This is a genomic window from Clostridium nigeriense, assembly GCF_900086595.1.
Classification (GTDB): Bacteria; Bacillota; Clostridia; order Clostridiales; family Clostridiaceae; genus Clostridium; species Clostridium nigeriense.
This window is the reverse complement of the sequence record NZ_LT575472.1, coordinates 2,892,410-2,909,532: the sequence shown is the minus strand read 5'-3', so window position 1 is coordinate 2,909,532 and position 17,123 is coordinate 2,892,410. Positions and strand designations below refer to the sequence as shown.

Genomic DNA, 17,123 nt, shown 5'->3' with positions numbered 1-17,123 from the left:
AAATAGTTTGATAGTAAAAATATTTGAATAAAAAATAAAAACGAAATTTTATTTTTTAGAAAGAGGCGAATAATGAAGGGAGTAAAAGTACTAGGGTTTGGTCATTATTGTCCTGAAAATATAGTCTCAAATACTGATTTAGAAAAGATAGTTGAGACTACTGATGAATGGATTATAAAGAGAACCGGTATAAAAGAAAGAAGGATATCAACTGGAGAAGGAACTGTTGACTTAGCATATAAAGCAGCTTTAAATGCCTTAAAGAATAGTAACTGTAGTAAAGATGATATAGATTTAATTATCGTAGCAACTACTTCACCAGATAAATTGATGCCATCTACAGCTTGTAGCATTCAAGGCCTTTTAGATTGTAAAAATGCAGCGGCCTTTGATATTTCAGCAGCTTGTTCAGGATTTGTATATTCCTTAATAGTTGCATCTAGTTTAATAAAGACTACAGGTAAAAAGAAAGCTTTAGTAATAGGCTCAGAAGTATTATCCAAAATAGTAGATTGGTCTGATAGAGGTACTTGCGTACTTTTTGGAGATGGAGCTGGTGCAGCTATATTAGAGATTTGTGAAAGTGAAGATTCTATCATTAGCACTTGCTTTGCAGCAGATGGAAACTTAGGTGAAAAATCATTAGTTGCAGCAGAACTTAAAATAAATACGCCTTTTATTACTGATAATTCAGATGAAAAAAGATATATAGAAATGAAAGGTGGAGAAGTATTTAAATTTGCTGTTTCTGTTTTACCAGAGATAGTTAGAGAACTATTAGATAAAGGAAATGAGGATATAGATAATATTAAATATATTGTTCCTCATCAAGCTAATTTAAGAATAATAGATGAAGCAGCAAGAAGATTAAAGGTTAATAAGGAAAAGTTTTATGTTAATGTTGATAAATACGGAAATACTTCAGCAGCAAGTATTCCAATAGCATTAAGTGAGCTTTTAGAAAAAGGTCTCATTAATAAAGGAGATAAAATAATTTTAGCGGCCTTTGGTGGAGGTTTAACCTGGGCTGGAGCATTAATTAAATTTTAGGAGGAAAATAAAATGGTATTTGAAAAAATTAAGGAAATCGTTGTTGATCAATTAGGAGTTAATGGAGAGGACGTAAAATTAGAAACTAGTTTTATTGAAGATTTAGGAGCAGATTCATTAGATTTATTCCAAGTAGTTATGGATTTAGAAGATGCTTTTAATGTAAAAGTTGAAAATGTTGAGAATATTAAAACTGTAGGAGATGCTGTAAAGTATATAGAAAGCGTTATATAAAAAATAAATTGGAGGAAGGCTCATGAATAATAATATTTGCAATTTGTTAAATATTAAATACCCTATATTTCAAGGGGGGATGGCATGGGTTTCAGATAGTTCTTTAGCCGCTGCAGTTTCAAATGCAGGTGGACTTGGCATAATTGCAGGAGCAAATGCTCCTGCAAGTTTTGTAAGAGAAGAAATAAGAAAAGCTAAAGAGTTAACTGATAAGCCATTTGGTGTAAATATAATGCTACTTTCAGATAATGCAGATGAATTATCTGAAATAGTAATTGAAGAAGGTGTTAAGGTAGTTACAACTGGAGCAGGAAATCCAGGAAAGTATATGGATAAGTGGAAGAAGGCTGGAATAAAAGTTATACCAGTAGTAGCTTCTGTTGCTTTAGCAAAGAGAATGGAAAGAGCAGGAGCAGATGCAATTATTGCAGAGGGTTGCGAAGCTGGTGGGCACATAGGGAAATTAACAACTATGGTTTTACTTCCACAAGTTGTTGATTCAGTAAATATTCCAGTTATAGCAGCTGGAGGAATTGGTGACGGAAGAGGAATTGCAGCAGTTTTTATGCTAGGGGCTAAAGGCGTTCAAGTAGGAACAAGGTTTCTTGTAGCAGATGAATGTACAATACACGATAATTACAAAGAAGCAGTTCTAAAAGCTAAGGATATAGATACTGTTGTAACAGGAAGACCAACAGGACACCCTGTTCAAGTAATAAAAAACAAATTAGCAAGAGAATACATGAATCTTGAAAAGGAAAATGCTCCAATGGAAAAGATAGAGGAGCTAGGAAGAGGTGCTTTAAGAAAAGCTGTAAAGGATGGAGATATTGAAAATGGCTCACTTATGGCAGGACAAATTTCAGGGCTTATAAATAAAAGACAAAGCGCAAAAGAAATAATTGAAGAAATGTTTAATGAATTTGATAATATAAAGAATAGCCTTTAAAGGAGAAAAAATATGAAGATAGCATTTATTTTTGCAGGTCAAGGTTCTCAATATATAGGAATGGGTAAGGAATTATATGATAATATTTTAATTTGTAGAGAAACCTTTGATAAAGCAAGAAATTTATTGGATTTTGATATAAAAGAGTTAATGTTTAACGGCGAAAAAGAAGAGTTAGATATAACTGAAAATACTCAACCTGCAATATTAGCTACTTCTATTATGGCAATGAAGGCATTAGAGGAAAAAGGAATTAGGCCTGAGGTAGTTGCTGGATTAAGTCTTGGAGAATATTCAGCCTTAGTTTCAGCAAAGGCTTTATCTTTTTATGAAGCAATTCCCCTAATAAGAAAAAGGGGAAAATTTATGCAAGAAGCTGTACCAATAGGTGTAGGTTCTATGATTGCTATTATAGGATTAGATTTAGAAAAAATAAAAATTGCATTAGATAAAGCAAAATCAATAGGAATAGTAGAAATTGCTAATTACAATACTAATAATCAAATTGTTGTTGGTGGAGAAAGAGAAGCTGTAGAAAAGGTAAAAGATTTATGTATAGAATTTGGTGCAAGAAGAGTTATTGAGCTTAAGGTTTCTGGACCTTTTCATACATCATTATTAGAAAGAGCTTCAGTTAAACTTAAAGCAGAACTAGAAAAAGTGGAGTTTAAAAAGCCAGAAGTAAAAATAATATCTAATGTTACAGCTGATTTTATTGAAGATGAAGAAGAAATAAGTGGAATACTTTACAAACAGGTTAAATCTTCAGTTAGGTGGAATGAGAGTATAAACAAAATGTTAGATATGGGCATAGACACTTTTGTTGAACTTGGACCTGGAAGAGTATTAAGTGGATTTGTAAAAGAAATTAGCAGAGATAGAAAGTTAAAGGTTAATATTTTTAATGTTGAAGATCTAAAATCTTTGGATAAAACATTAGAAGGGATTGGAGGTTTAAATGATAAAAAATAAAAGTGCAATAGTTACAGGAGGAGCTAGGGGTATAGGAAAAGCAATAGCAAGAACTCTAGCAGAAAATGGAGCTAATATTGCAATTAATTATAGAAATTACAATGAGGAAATTAAAGCATTTGTTGAAGAGTTAAATGAGCTTGGAGTAAAAGTCTTAACTTTTAAATGTGACGTTAGTAATGAAGAAGAAGTAGAAGCATTTATTAATGAAGTTAAGAATACTTTTGGAAACATAGATATATTAGTAAATAATGCGGGAATAACTAAAGATGGTTTATTATTAAGAATGAGTGAAAAGGACTTTAATGATGTTATTGATGTTAATTTAAAGGGTACATTTAATATGACTAAAGCAGTATCATCAATAATGGTTAGACAAAGGTCTGGAAAAATAATTAATATTTCATCAGTAGTAGGGGTAGCGGGTAATGCAGGACAATGTAATTATGCAGCCTCTAAAGCAGGAGTTATAGGATTTTCAAAATCAATAGCAAGGGAGCTTGCATCAAGAAATATAAATGTTAATGTAATAGCTCCAGGATATATTAATACAGACATGACTAAGGTTCTTCCAGATAGAGTAAGGGAAGAAGTTTTAAAGACTATTCCTATGAAAAAAATTGGTGAACCAAAAGAAATAGCTAATTTAGCTTTATTCCTATCATCTGATTTGTCAAACTATATTACAGGGCAAGTAATAAATGTAGATGGTGGAATGGTTATGCATTAAAAGGAGAGAGTTAATATGAAGAGAAGAGTAGTAGTTACAGGATTAGGAGCAATAACACCTATTGGTAATTCTATAGAAAGCTTTTGGAACTCTGTAAAGATTGGAAAAAATGGAATAGATAAAATTACTTATTTTGATACAACTGACTTTAAGGTAAAGGTAGCAGCTGAAGTTAAAGATTTTAATGCAGAAGAACTTTTAGGAAAGAAAGATGCAAAAAGATTAGATAAATTTACACAGTTTGCTTTAGTAGCAGCTAAGGAGTGTATCAAAGATAGTAATATAGATTTAGAATCTATAGATAGAGAAAGATTTGGAGTAATATTTAGCTCGGGAATTGGAGGGCTTATTACTATTGAAAATCAAATGACAAACTTAATAAATAGAGGACCTAGTAGGGTATCACCAATGGCAATTCCAGCTATAATATCTAATATGGCAGCTGGTGCAATTTCTATTGAGTTTGGTATACTTGGAACTTGCTTAAGTGTTACAACAGCTTGTGCTTCCTCAACTCATTCTATTGGAGAAGCTTATAGAAGTATAAAAGATGGATATTTAGATAGAGCTATAGTTGGAGGGACAGAGGCATCAATTTGTAGATTTGGAATTGCAGGTTTTCAATCTTTAACTGCTCTTAGTAAAAGTGAAGATATTAACAGAGCATCCATCCCATTTGATAAAGATAGAAGTGGTTTTGTTATGGGAGAGGGAGCAGGAGCATTAATATTAGAAGATCTAGAAAGTGCATTAAATAGGGGTGCTAAGATTTATGGAGAAGTAGTTGGATATGGAACAACTTCCGATGCTTATCATATCACATCACCAAGAGTAGATGGAGATGGAGCATATAGAGCTATGAGAGATGCAATCAAGGATGCTAATATAAATCCAAATGAAATAGGATATATAAATGCTCATGGAACTTCAACAGATATTAATGACAAAGTAGAAACCTTAGCAATTAAAAATGCTTTAGGCGAAGCTGCAAAGGATGTATATGTAAGTTCTACTAAGTCAATGACAGGACATTTATTAGGAGCAGCAGGAGCTGTAGAAGCAATAATATCTATTAAGGCTTTAGAAGATGGATTTATTCCAGCAAATATTAATTACTTAAATCCAGATGAGGAATGCGATTTGAATTTAGTAAAGAATGAAGGCAAAAATAAAGAAATAGATTACGCTATGTCTAATTCACTAGGATTTGGAGGACATAATGGAACTGTAATATTTAAAAAGTGGAGAGGAAAATAATATGTTAAATTATGAACAAATTATGGAATTAATAAAATCAATAGATTCATCTTCTCTTAGAGTTTTTGAGTTAGAGGACCAAGGTTTTAAATTAAAACTAAGTAAAAATGAAGAGGCTCCAAAAGAGGTTATAAAAGAAGATACTTCTTTAAATAGAGGAAATTTATTAAATTCTTCATCAGAAAATAATACTACAATAATAAATAATAAAAATGAAATAAATAATGAAGAAAATAAAACTCAAAGTAATGATGAAGATTGTAATATAGTTAAATCTCCTTTAGTAGGAACATATTACTCATCTGGAACCCCAGGAGGAAACCCATATGTGAAAAAAGGAGATAAGGTTAAAAAAGGAGATGTTCTTTGCATAGTAGAAGCAATGAAGATAATGAATGAAATAACTTCTGAATATGAAGGTGAAGTTATAGAAGTATTAAGAAGTGACGAAGATATAGTTGAATATGGAATGGAATTATTTAAAATAAAGTAGGTGAATATTTTGGATATAAAAGAAATTATGGAGTTAATACCACATAGATATCCTTTTTTATTAATAGATAGAGTTGAATCTTTAGAAGGAAATAAAATAGTAGCTATAAAAAATGTAACAATGAATGAGTATTTCTTTCAAGGACATTTTCCAGTGGAGCCAGTAATGCCAGGAGTTTTAATTATTGAAGCCTTAGCTCAAACTGGAGCTGTAGCATTATTAAAAAGGGAAGAGTTTAAAGGTAAAATTGCTTATTTTGGTGGAATTAATAATGCAAAATTTAGAAAGAAAGTAGTACCAGGAGATACTTTGAGGTTAGAAGTTGAGCTAACTAAAATTAGAGGTTCAGCAGGAATAGGCAAGGGAATTGCTTATGTTGAAGGTAAGAAGGTTTGTGAAGCAGAGCTAACCTTTATGGTTGGATAATGAAGAGGTGTTTTTATGATTAGAAAGGTTTTGATAGCTAATAGAGGAGAAATAGCAGTTAGAATAATAAGGGCTTGCAAAGAACTTGGCATAAAAACAGTAGCTATTTACTCGGAAGCTGATAAAGATGCTATGCATACTCAGCTTGCAGATGAAGCTATTTGTGTGGGTAAGCCTAAATCAAAGGACTCTTACTTAAATGAAAGTAATATAATAAGTGCTGCAGTAATTACTAAGTGCAATGCAATTCATCCAGGATTTGGTTTTTTATCAGAAAATGCTGAATTTGCAGCAATCTGTGAAGAGTGCAACATAAAGTTTATTGGTCCTAGTAGCAAAACCATAAGTATAATGGGAGATAAATCTAGAGCAAGAGAGATTATGAAAAATGCAGATGTTCCTATCATACCTGGAAGTGATGGTATTATAGAAACTGTAGAGGATGCATTTGTAGAAGCAGAAAGAATAGGGTATCCAGTAATGATAAAAGCAGCTCTAGGTGGAGGTGGTAAAGGCATAAGAATAGTTCAAAGCAAAGATGAACTAGAAAATGCTTATTTTACAGCAAAAACTGAAGCAAAGGTTAATTTTGGTGACGATACTATCTATATGGAAAAATTTATTGAAAATCCAAGACATATAGAGTTTCAAATTTTAGGAGATGAACATGGTAATATAGTACATTTAGGAGAAAGAGATTGTACTGTACAAAGAAGAAATCAAAAAGTATTAGAAGAAGCGCCATCTACTATTTTAAGTGATGAACTTAGAATAGAAATGGGTAAGGCGGCTATAAATGCTGCAAAAGCAGTAAATTATGTAAATGCAGGAACTATAGAGTTTTTAGTAGATAAATATGGACATTTTTATTTTATGGAAATGAACACAAGAATACAGGTTGAACATCCAATAACAGAGATGATTACATCTATAGATATAGTAAAAGAGCAAATTAAAATTGCTAATGGAGAAAATTTAAATTTTTCTCAAGAAAATATTGAAATAACAGGTCATGCCATTGAATGTAGGATAAATGCAGAAAATCCAAGTAAGGGATTTATTCCTTCGCCAGGTAAAATAGAATTTTTAAATTTACCAGGGGGAAATGGAATAAGAGTTGATACTGCTGTGTTTACAGGATATACGATACCACCTACTTATGATTCAATGATAGCAAAATTAATAGCCTATGGGAAAAATAGAGAAGAAGCTATTAATAAAATGTTAAGGGCCTTAGAAGAATTTGTAATTGAAGGAATTGACAATAATATTGAGTTTCAAATAGATATTTTAAATAATGAAAAATTTCGCTTAGGAGACTATGATACTAGTTTTATAAGCAAAGAATATAATTTATAGTTGGTGAAAAAATATGGGGATTTTTAAGAAAAGACAGTATGGTGTTATAAACATAAGTCAAATAGAAGAAAAAGATATACCAGTAGTTCCAGATGGAACTTGGATAAAATGCAGTAATTGTGGCAAGATTTTATATAAAAAATCTTTAGAAGAAAATTATAATATATGTACTAATTGTAATTATCATTTTAGGCTTGGTAGTTATGAAAGAATAAGCCAAATTTGTGATAAAGGTTCTTTTAAAGAATTTAATAAACATATGAAATCAAAAAATCCAATGGACTTTCCAAACTATGAAGAAAAACTAAAAAATAATGAAGAAAAAAGTGGAACAAATGAAGCTGTAGTTACAGGGGAATGTGAAATTGGTGGTAATAAAGCTTTTATTGCAGTAATGGATTCTAACTTCTTAATGGGAAGCATGGGAACTGTAGTAGGAGAGAAGCTTACTTTAGCAGTGGAAGAAGCTACTAAAAGAAAATTACCTATAGTCATATTTACAGCATCAGGTGGGGCTAGAATGCAAGAAGGAATATTATCCCTTATGCAAATGGCTAAAATAAGTAGCGCTTTAGCAAGACATAGTGAAGCAGGACTGCTTTATATAACGGTATTAACAGATCCAACTACTGGTGGAGTAACAGCAAGTTTTGCAATGCTTGGAGATATAATATTAGCAGAACCAAAAGCATTAGTAGGCTTTGCAGGAAGAAGAGTAATTGAAGGAACTATAAAAGAAAAATTGCCTGAAGATTTTCAAAGTGCAGAATTTTTATTAGAACACGGATTTATAGATAATATTATTAAAAGACAAAATTTAAAAATGGCTCTTTCAACTCTTTTAAGTTTTCATAAAAGTAAGGAGGTGTAGTTGTGAAGAATATTAAAGCTTATGATAGATTACAAATTGCTAGAATGATAGAAAGACCAACTACACTAGATTATATAGATAAAATATTCACGAATTTTTTTGAATTACATGGAGATAGGTTATTTAAAGATGATAAATCTATTGTAGGTGGAATAGGATTATTGAATAACATGCCAGTTACAATAATAGGAATTCAAAAAGGTAAGGACTTAAAGGAAAATATGGAGAGAAATTTTGGATCTCCACATCCTGAAGGATATAGAAAGGCCTTAAGATTAATGAAGCAAGCAGAAAAGTTTAATAGACCAATAGTTTGTTTTATAAATACATCAGGAGCATATTGCGGTATTGGTGCAGAAGAAAGAGGGCAAGGAGAAGCTATTGCTAGAAATTTAATTGAAATATCACAAATTAATGTACCTATAATATCAATAATAATTGGTGAAGGTGGTAGTGGTGGTGCTATTGCATTAGCTTGTGGAGATAGAGTATGGATGCTTGAAAACTCGGTTTATTCAATTTTATCACCTGAAGGTTTTGCATCAATATTATTAAAGGACCCATCTAAATCAAAAGATGTAGCAGAAATTATGGGAATAACATCCTATGAGCTTTTAGAAAGAGGAATAATTGAAAAAATTATAAAAGAGCCTAAGGGTGGAGCACATAAAAATTTAGATTTAGTTGCAACTTCAATAAAAGATGAATTAATTAGTGAATTTAGAATTTTATTAAGAAAACCAAAAAAAGTTCTATTAGAAGAAAGATATCAAAGGTTTAGAAAATTTAAGTAAAAAAAGGGAGAAATTATTTTGCTTGTTCAGTCGTAAACTCCAAGTCATCGCAAAATGATTTCTCCCTTTTACATACTAAAGTAGTAAATTCCTCATACTTTGGAATTTATAAAAGCTTAATTAATATAGAATATTTTGAATTTGATGTTATAATAAAGAAGTATAATCAAGTTAATATCAAACTTACTAAAGATAAATAAAGGGTAGAATGAAAAAATAAGCAATGTTTTTCATTCTTCATTTTTAATTATTAATTATCTAATGGGGGGATTTATTTGAAAAGAAGTGATTACATATCTTGGGATGAGTACTTTATGGGAGTTGCTATTTTAGCTGGAATGAGAAGTAAGGATCCAAGCACTCAGGTTGGAGCATGTATAGTTGATAATGATAATAAGATTTTAAGTCAAGGATATAATGGATTACCGAGAGGATGTTCTGATGATGAATTTCCATGGGATAGAGAAGGTGATATGCTTGAAACTAAATATCCCTATGTAGTTCATGCAGAATTAAATGCAATATTAAATAGTAGAGGAACTAGTTTAGTAGGTTCAAAAGTATATGTTGCTTTATTTCCATGCAATGAATGTGCTAAGGCAATAATACAATCTGGTATTAAGGAAGTAGTATATTTATCAGATAAATATGCAGATACAGATATAGTTAAAGCTTCTAAAAGGATGTTTAGTGCTGCTGGAGTTAAAATGACTAAACTAGAACCAAAAAATAAGAATATAGGAATATCTTTTGATGTAAATGATATTTAATTTAGATATGGGAGCACTAGCTTCCATTTTTTATAATTTCTATCATTCAGTTTTGAAGTGTTAAAATATCATAGAAAGGTGACTTGGAGCTTGCGACGGAACCTGGATATGATACTTTAACACTTTTTATTTATATAAAAAGGAATAAAATGTATAATATATAAGTGTATATTTAAATAAGTTTGTTAACAACTTGGAAACAAGTTGTTAAAGGATATTAATATTTATAGATTATAATGTAAATAAATATATGATGGGTAGGAGAAAAAATGAGAGAAAATATATTAATTATAGAAGATGATAGGGACATAAGTGAAATATTAAGATTTTCCTTAATGAAGGAAGGATATAAGGTGAAAGTAAATCCAAATGGATTAGAAGCTGAAAATGAAATAATAAGCTTTAATCCAGATTTAATATTACTAGATATAATGTTAAATGATACAGATGGTTTTAGTGTTTGTAGAAAAATTTCAAAGTACAAAATTCCTATAATTATGCTTACTGCTAGAATAGATATTATGGATAAAATATTAGGTTTAGAACTTGGGGCAGATGATTATATTACAAAGCCTTTTGATATTAGAGAAGTAATTACTAGAATAAGGGTAGCCCTTAGGCTTAGAGAAGAAATTAAAAAATCAAATGAAAAAATAGAAGAAAAGGACATTATTATAGATAATATAAAAATTAGTGAAGAGTGTAGAATAGTAACTGTTTTAGATAAGGAGATTCAATTAAAGCCAAGGGAATTTGAACTACTATTATTTTTATCTAAGAATCGAAATAAAGTTTATTCTAGAAATCAATTGTTAGATTTAGTTTGGGGATATGATTATTTAGGAGATACTAGAACTGTTGATGTTCATATAACTAGATTAAGGCAGAAATTAGGAAAGGAATTAAATATAGAAACTGTTTTTGGAGTTGGCTATATCTTAAAGGTGAAGGATGTTAACCATTAGAAAAAAGTATGGAATAGTATTATTATTAATATTTTTATTATCAACAATATCCTTTAATTTAGTTATGGACAAGTTCTTTGATAAAGAATTTGAAGATTTTATTAAAAATGATATGCAAGATATTTACTATATTTCATCAAAAAATTTAGAGGATTATATAGCATTAAATAGCATAGAAAAAAGTAATATAAATATAAATTATTTTGATAATAAGATGATAAGATTTGTGGTTGAAAGGGTAAATACTCAAGGAATATTTTATGATATAAATGGAAATGTTATTTCAACAGGTATAACTAATGAAAAAGTTGTAAATTTAAGTATTTTGAAAGATTTACCACCATCCTTTGATGAGGCGAAGAATAATAAAACAATGCTTGATATAGAAAGCAAGAATGGAAGCATATTAGGTAAATTAAGTGTACCTATTTACAAAAGTTATAATGATCAAATATGTACATTAGTTTTAATTAAGGACTATAGTGAGGACTATATAAGAAATATAACAATAAAAAAGCTAGTTAATAGTATAGTTCTATTACTATTTTTAGCTATTTTTATTTCTATTTATTTTATATTATCAAAGATTATAAAACCAATTGTGCTTTTAAAAGAGAAGCTTTCAGAAATATCAATAGGAAGTTATCCAGAGAAAATAGAAAATAAATCTAATGAAGAAATTGGAGTTCTTATAGATAGCTTTAACAATATGAGTGAGAGGCTAAAAAATAAAGAAGAGCAAGAAAAAAACATATTTAGAAATATTACTCATGAGTTAAAAACCCCTTTAACTAATATTTCTGGCTATGCACAAATTTTAAGAAGTGATGATTTTAATGATGATGAATTTAAAAGAAGTGCTTTAGATAGAATAATTTCTGAAAGTAATAGAATGCATGAAATGGTAATATCATTACTTAATATATCAAAGCAAAGTAGTGATTTAAAAGAATATTCTTTTGAAGAAGTTAACATAAAAAATATTATAGAGGATTTATTAATTGAAAAATATCCAAAGATTATTGAAAAGGAACTAGAAATAATTAACAACATTAACAAAGAAATTATAAGAGGAAATAAACAGTATCTAACTATGTTATTTAGCAATTTAATAGACAATGGAATTAAATATTCCTATGAAAACACTAGTATAACTATAGAAACAAAAGAAGAAAATGAGACTTTTCAGTTTTCAATATTAACTAAAGGAAAGAAGATACCTATTGAATTTAAAGATAAGATATTTGATCCTTTTATAAAAATAGAAGAAAAAGGGTTTTCTAGTAAAGATTCTAATGGACTTGGGCTTTATATATGCAAAAATATAGTTTTAGGACATAAGGGAAGTATAGAAGTAACATTAAATAATGATGAAACAAAATTTATAGTAAATCTCCCTAAAAATTAACATCTTAGAAATAACTTGGTATTATTTTGAAAATAAGAATTTATTAAAATAAATTTAGGAAGGGGAGAGATAAAATGATAATAAAAAAAATATTTATAGGATTAATAATTATTACTTTAAGTACAGCCATAGGATGTTCTAATAGCATATTCAAAGAAGATAAGGTTATAGATAGCATAATAATTGATGATGATGCAAATGAAACTGCTAATTCAAATAATATACTTAAGGTTACTAAGGTTTTAAAAACTGAAAATCTTAGTGGAAATAAAAATGGAGCATTAATAAGAAATGATGATAGGTTAATAGAAATAAATTATCATAGTGAAAGGGAGGGGGAGGAGGAAGCTATTTATTCTAGTCAGTTCCCCAAGATATACATTGATAGTTTATATATAGGAAATATAACGGATGTATTAGATAATGATAGAAACATAATTAATTGGGATAATAAAGAGATAAGTGGACAATTACTTGTAGATTATATGGGCGCATCAGAAAATTTCAGAATTTTAAAAGATAATAAAGTATATATTTTAGATGAAGATTGTAGTCTAAAGGAATTAACTGCATATAAAAAATTAATAGAAGATACAAAAGGAAATTTAAACAGATTTCAAATAAGTGATGATGGAAAATTAGACATTTATTTCTTTGATGAGGGAAGTGGAATTGAAAAAATATCAATAATAGATACAGTTAAGGACAAATATTATGAACTAACCGGATCGATTATAGATATTATAAAAAATAATTTTAAAAGTGTCTTAATGATAGATGGAGAAAAAATATATATATTGTTAGAAAATGGTTCTTCTACAACTATAGGATATATCGAAGATAATAAGTTCAATGTTATACTTGATGATAAAAGTGGAATAGATTTTTGGGTTAGAGGTGGAATTATATATAGTAACAATAAGATATTGTTTTCTGGGTTTGTGGAAGAAAAATATGGTGTATGGAGATACGATATAGATAGCAAAGAGTTAACAAAAGAAATTGAATTAGATTATTTGTATTCATTTTTTAAGTTAAATAAAGAAAAAGACTTAGTATTAATAGAAAATTCAGGACCACAGGATGAGAAAAGTATAGGTATAGCCAGAATAAATGATAATTTAGAAATATCTAATTTTCAAGATTTCACAAATTCAATGGTAGTTGATGATAATTATAAGGAATATATGTCTATTAAAGGATGGAGCAATAAAGAAAATAAATTTTATGTTCAATATATTAATTCCAAAACAATAGATGGAGCTATAACAATAGATGATATTTATTATGAAATATATGAAGTTAAATAATAAAATTCACTTTATTATTTGAAAATTATATAAAAAAGATGTTAAAATAGTGAAGGCTATAATATATGAAACTATATTATAGCCTTTATTATTTTAATTAAAGTGAGGTTTTAAAAATGCCGGAAAACAAAAGCAAAAAGATTATGTGGTATAGTCTTGCATTAATGGCCTTTTCAGGAGTTTGGGGATTTGGTAATGTAATCAACGGATTTTCTGAATACAATGGATTACAAGCAATTGTTGCTTGGTTAATTATTTTTGCAATTTATTTTGTACCATATGCGTTGATGGTTGGGGAATTAGGATCAGCATTTAAAAGTCATGGGGGCGGTGTTAGTTCTTGGGTTGGAGAAACTATAGGACCTAAGCTAGCATATTATGCAGGATGGACATATTGGATTGTACATATGCCATACCTTTCACAAAAGCCTAATAATTTTATGATTGCAACAAGTTGGGCTATTTTTCAAGATAAAAGAATCAGTAGTATGGATACAAAATTACTACAAGTAAGTTGTTTAATTGTATTTATAATTGCTATGTATATTGCATCAAAAGGATTAAATCCATTAAAGAAGTTATCTTCTTTAGCAGGAACATCTATGTTTGTAATGTCTATGCTATTTATACTATTAATGATGGCAGCCCCAGCAATTACTAATGTTCAATTAAATGAAATTGATTGGTCATTAAGTACATTTATACCAAAGTTTGATGCTGCATTTTTTACCAGTATATCTATATTAGTTTTTGCAGTTGGAGGTTGTGAGAAAATATCTCCATATGTAAATCAAATGAAAGATCCAGCTAAAGGTTTTTCTAAGGGGATGATTGCTTTAGCTGTTATGGTTGCAGTTACAGCAATACTTGGAACAATTTCATTAGGAATGATGTTTGACTCAAATAATATTCCAAAAGATTTAATGACAAATGGAGCATATTATGCATTCCAAAAGTTAGGTGAATACTATAACCTAGGAAATTTATTTGTTATAGCTTATGCAATTACTAATATGATTGGACAATTTGCTGTACTGATAATTTCTATTGATGCTCCATTACGTATGCTACTTGATAGTGGAGATAGAAGATTTATTCCAGAAAAATTATTTGTCACAAATAAAAATGGTGCATATGTAAATGGACACAAATTAATTTTTGTTATAGTTTCTATATTAATAATAGTTCCTGCATTTGGAATAGGAAGTGTTGATGATTTAGTTAAATGGCTTGTAAAGCTAAATGCAGTATGTATGCCATTAAGATATTTATGGGTATTTGTTGCCTATATAGCATTAAAGAAAGTAGGTGACAAGTTCCAAAGAGAATATTATTTTGTTAAGAATAAAACTTTAGGAATAATTTTAGGAGCTTGGTGCTTTGCATTTACAGCATTTGCATGTATAGGAGGAATGTACTCGAAGGACATATTCCAATTAGTATTAAATATTGTAACTCCATTTATATTAATTGCATTAGGATTAATATTACCTTATATAGCTAAGAAAACAAATAAAGTAAAATAAAACAAAAAGCTGTCTCAAGAAATTTATTAAATTACTGAGACAGCTTTTTAAATATAATAAATTAATTACAATCAAAAAATTATGAAATATAAAATAAAGGCAATTAGAGTAAAAAGTATTTAAATTATGTTATAATTGTTTTGTAAGTTTTTGGAATATGAAAGAGGGATATATGAGAATTTAAGGGATGCTTTAAATCTTTGATTTAGTTAGCAGAACTTACTCCTACGTACAAATGTAAGTAGTGATGTTTCTTTATAAATAAACTAAATGGAGGTTTAATTATGTACTATGAAAAAGCTAGAAATTTTATTTATAAGAATGCTAGGCCACTTGATATAGCAAGATGGAAGTATTTATTTGAAAATGGAAGCAAGGAAGATGTTCTGACAGCATTGAGGGTATATCAAAATGAAGATGGAGGATTTGGGAATGCACTTGAGCCAGATTTTTGGAATCCTAATTCATCTCCAGTTCAAACTTGGGTTGCCACGGAAATTATTAAAGAGATAAATCTTAAGGACAAAGATCATCCAATTATACAAGGAATATTGAATTACTTAGCCTCTGGAAAGGATTTTGATGGACATACATGGTCAAATAAAATAGCTACTAATAATAATTATCCTCATGCACCATGGTGGAATTTTCAAGATTCCAATGAAATATCATATAATCCTACAGCATGCTTTATTGGTTTTATATTGAAGTTTGCAGATGAAAATAGTAAACTTTTTGAACTTGCCTGTGTTCTTGCTAAAGAAGCATACAATTATTTTAAGATAAATTTTCCTATGGAATCTATGCACACTGTTTCTTGTTTTGTTAGATTGTATGAGTATATAAAAGAAAGCTCAATAAATGATATTTTGGATATGGATGAATTTAGATATTTACTACAAAAACAAATTCAACATGTTATAACATATGACACATCAAAGTGGGAAGTTGATTATATATGTAAACCATCTTTATTCATAGACAATAAAACAAGTGATTTCTATATGGATAATAAAGAAATATGTGATTATGAATGTGAATTTATTTTAAATACTCAAGAATCCAATGGCACATGGGGGATTACATGGACATGGAAAAATTATCCTGAACAATGGAATATTAGTAAGAATTGGTGGAAATCAAATTTAATTATAAAAAATGTATTATATATTAAGTCAACCTATAGTTAAATTCAAATTTATATAGGTAGATTTATAAAATAGATATTAAAAAATAGAAGTGAAATGTAAAATAGTGTAATGAACATGCAATGGAAGATATTTTACCTATTTATGAAAAAGATTATTCTAATGATTTTCGTTTAAGAAATGCACTAAATGAATGGCTTAAAGGAAAAATTAAGCTAGTAGAAGCAAAGAAAATTATCAAGGAAGTTCAAATAGCTGCAAGGGAATGCAATAAAATGGAAGAAGTTTTACGTGAAATTGCTATAGTAGGTGAACCTAATCCAGCAAAAATAAATTGGAATTGTTAATCAAATGAATTTGGAAGTTTAGGATTAGTTACGGAGAAGCATATCTATGGACAACCAAAATAAAAAGATATTAAGTTTATTATTTGATAGGTTTGGTATATAATGATTGATAAATAGATTATCGAATTTAGTGTTACAGAAAGAACAAGCGAAGGTAATTGGTCATTAATATGTGAACTTATATAAATTTTGCTGGGGTTAATGGCGCGGGAAAAAACTTCTATATATAAGTCTATATACTATAATAAAAATAAAGATGAGAAAAGAATAAATACTGATGAAATGGTATCTAGAATTGGATCATGGAAAGATTATAATAAAGAATACAAAGTTTTCAAAAGAAAATGGTTTTTATATAGTTATGAATTATGTATGTATAAAGAACCTAAAAGTTGCGAAGGAGAGAGTTAGAGTTAGAATTAGAGTGAGCAAGGGTGGTCATGGAATACCTGTTGAGGATACCATATAGGTATAAGAAATGGCAAAATAATATGGATTAAAAAAAATACCTAAT

The 17,123-nt window shown here is 28.9% G+C and carries 18 protein-coding genes and 1 pseudogene; all 19 read left to right on the top strand.

The window, feature by feature from the left end; all coding sequences use genetic code 11:
• The first annotated feature begins 72 nt into the window (after positions 1-72).
• The gene (locus tag BN6774_RS13675; protein ID WP_066894727.1) at positions 73-1,050 is read left to right on the top strand and encodes a beta-ketoacyl-ACP synthase III; all 978 of its coding nucleotides are present in this window, start codon (positions 73-75) and stop codon (positions 1,048-1,050) included.
• A 12-nt stretch (positions 1,051-1,062) separates the two neighbouring features.
• Positions 1,063-1,284, top strand: coding sequence for an acyl carrier protein (gene acpP / locus BN6774_RS13670; protein ID WP_066894725.1), 222 nt, complete (start codon positions 1,063-1,065; stop codon positions 1,282-1,284).
• A 22-nt stretch (positions 1,285-1,306) separates the two neighbouring features.
• Entirely contained in the window at positions 1,307-2,233 is a 927-nt protein-coding gene (fabK, locus tag BN6774_RS13665; protein WP_066894723.1) for an enoyl-[acyl-carrier-protein] reductase FabK, read from the top strand.
• A gap of 12 nt (positions 2,234-2,245) precedes the next feature.
• On the top strand, positions 2,246-3,205 hold the full coding sequence (gene fabD, locus BN6774_RS13660; protein WP_066894721.1) for an ACP S-malonyltransferase: 960 nt from the start codon (positions 2,246-2,248) through the stop codon (positions 3,203-3,205).
• Entirely contained in the window at positions 3,192-3,935 is a 744-nt protein-coding gene (fabG, locus tag BN6774_RS13655) for a 3-oxoacyl-[acyl-carrier-protein] reductase (protein WP_066894719.1), read from the top strand. The genes fabD and fabG overlap by 14 nt, the downstream gene beginning before the upstream one ends.
• A 15-nt stretch (positions 3,936-3,950) precedes the next feature.
• The gene (gene fabF, locus BN6774_RS13650; RefSeq protein ID WP_066894717.1) at positions 3,951-5,192 is read left to right on the top strand and encodes a beta-ketoacyl-ACP synthase II; all 1,242 of its coding nucleotides are present in this window, start codon (positions 3,951-3,953) and stop codon (positions 5,190-5,192) included.
• 1 nt (position 5,193) lies between these two features.
• Positions 5,194-5,685, top strand: coding sequence for an acetyl-CoA carboxylase biotin carboxyl carrier protein (gene accB, locus BN6774_RS18335; protein ID WP_066894714.1), 492 nt, complete (start codon positions 5,194-5,196; stop codon positions 5,683-5,685).
• 9 nt (positions 5,686-5,694) lie between these two features.
• Positions 5,695-6,111: a 3-hydroxyacyl-ACP dehydratase FabZ gene (fabZ, locus tag BN6774_RS18330; protein WP_066894712.1), complete on the top strand. Its 417-nt coding sequence runs from the start codon at positions 5,695-5,697 to the stop codon at positions 6,109-6,111.
• A gap of 15 nt (positions 6,112-6,126) precedes the next feature.
• Positions 6,127-7,470, top strand: a complete 1,344-nt coding sequence (locus BN6774_RS13635; protein ID WP_066894710.1) for an acetyl-CoA carboxylase biotin carboxylase subunit — start codon at positions 6,127-6,129, stop codon at positions 7,468-7,470.
• A 13-nt stretch (positions 7,471-7,483) separates the two neighbouring features.
• Entirely contained in the window at positions 7,484-8,341 is an 858-nt protein-coding gene (accD, locus tag BN6774_RS13630) for an acetyl-CoA carboxylase, carboxyltransferase subunit beta (RefSeq protein WP_066894709.1), read from the top strand.
• A gap of 2 nt (positions 8,342-8,343) precedes the next feature.
• Entirely contained in the window at positions 8,344-9,135 is a 792-nt protein-coding gene (locus BN6774_RS13625) for an acetyl-CoA carboxylase carboxyltransferase subunit alpha (protein ID WP_084767030.1), read from the top strand.
• A 275-nt stretch (positions 9,136-9,410) separates the two neighbouring features.
• The gene (locus BN6774_RS13620; protein WP_066894707.1) at positions 9,411-9,905 is read left to right on the top strand and encodes a deoxycytidylate deaminase; all 495 of its coding nucleotides are present in this window, start codon (positions 9,411-9,413) and stop codon (positions 9,903-9,905) included.
• A gap of 269 nt (positions 9,906-10,174) precedes the next feature.
• Positions 10,175-10,870, top strand: a complete 696-nt coding sequence (locus BN6774_RS13615) for a response regulator transcription factor (RefSeq protein WP_066894705.1) — start codon at positions 10,175-10,177, stop codon at positions 10,868-10,870.
• Complete coding sequence (locus tag BN6774_RS13610) at positions 10,857-12,278, top strand: HAMP domain-containing sensor histidine kinase (RefSeq protein WP_066894703.1); 1,422 nt, start codon at positions 10,857-10,859, stop codon at positions 12,276-12,278. Before BN6774_RS13615 ends, BN6774_RS13610 begins: the two co-directional genes overlap by 14 nt.
• A 74-nt stretch (positions 12,279-12,352) precedes the next feature.
• Positions 12,353-13,588 carry a hypothetical protein gene (locus BN6774_RS13605; protein WP_066894701.1) on the top strand — a complete coding sequence of 412 codons (1,236 nt, stop codon included), beginning with the start codon at positions 12,353-12,355 and terminating at the stop codon, positions 13,586-13,588.
• A gap of 116 nt (positions 13,589-13,704) precedes the next feature.
• Complete coding sequence (locus tag BN6774_RS13600; protein ID WP_066894699.1) at positions 13,705-15,114, top strand: amino acid permease; 1,410 nt, start codon at positions 13,705-13,707, stop codon at positions 15,112-15,114.
• A 284-nt stretch (positions 15,115-15,398) separates the two neighbouring features.
• A complete protein-coding gene (locus BN6774_RS13595) occupies positions 15,399-16,304 on the top strand; it encodes a hypothetical protein (protein WP_066894697.1) in 906 nt (301 codons plus the stop codon).
• 80 nt (positions 16,305-16,384) lie between these two features.
• The gene (locus BN6774_RS13590) at positions 16,385-16,609 is read left to right on the top strand and encodes a putative immunity protein (protein ID WP_066894695.1); all 225 of its coding nucleotides are present in this window, start codon (positions 16,385-16,387) and stop codon (positions 16,607-16,609) included.
• A gap of 182 nt (positions 16,610-16,791) precedes the next feature.
• Positions 16,792-17,066: pseudogene (locus BN6774_RS13585) on the top strand (ATPase); the annotation flags it as partial.
• Between the last annotated feature and the right edge of the window lie 57 nt (positions 17,067-17,123).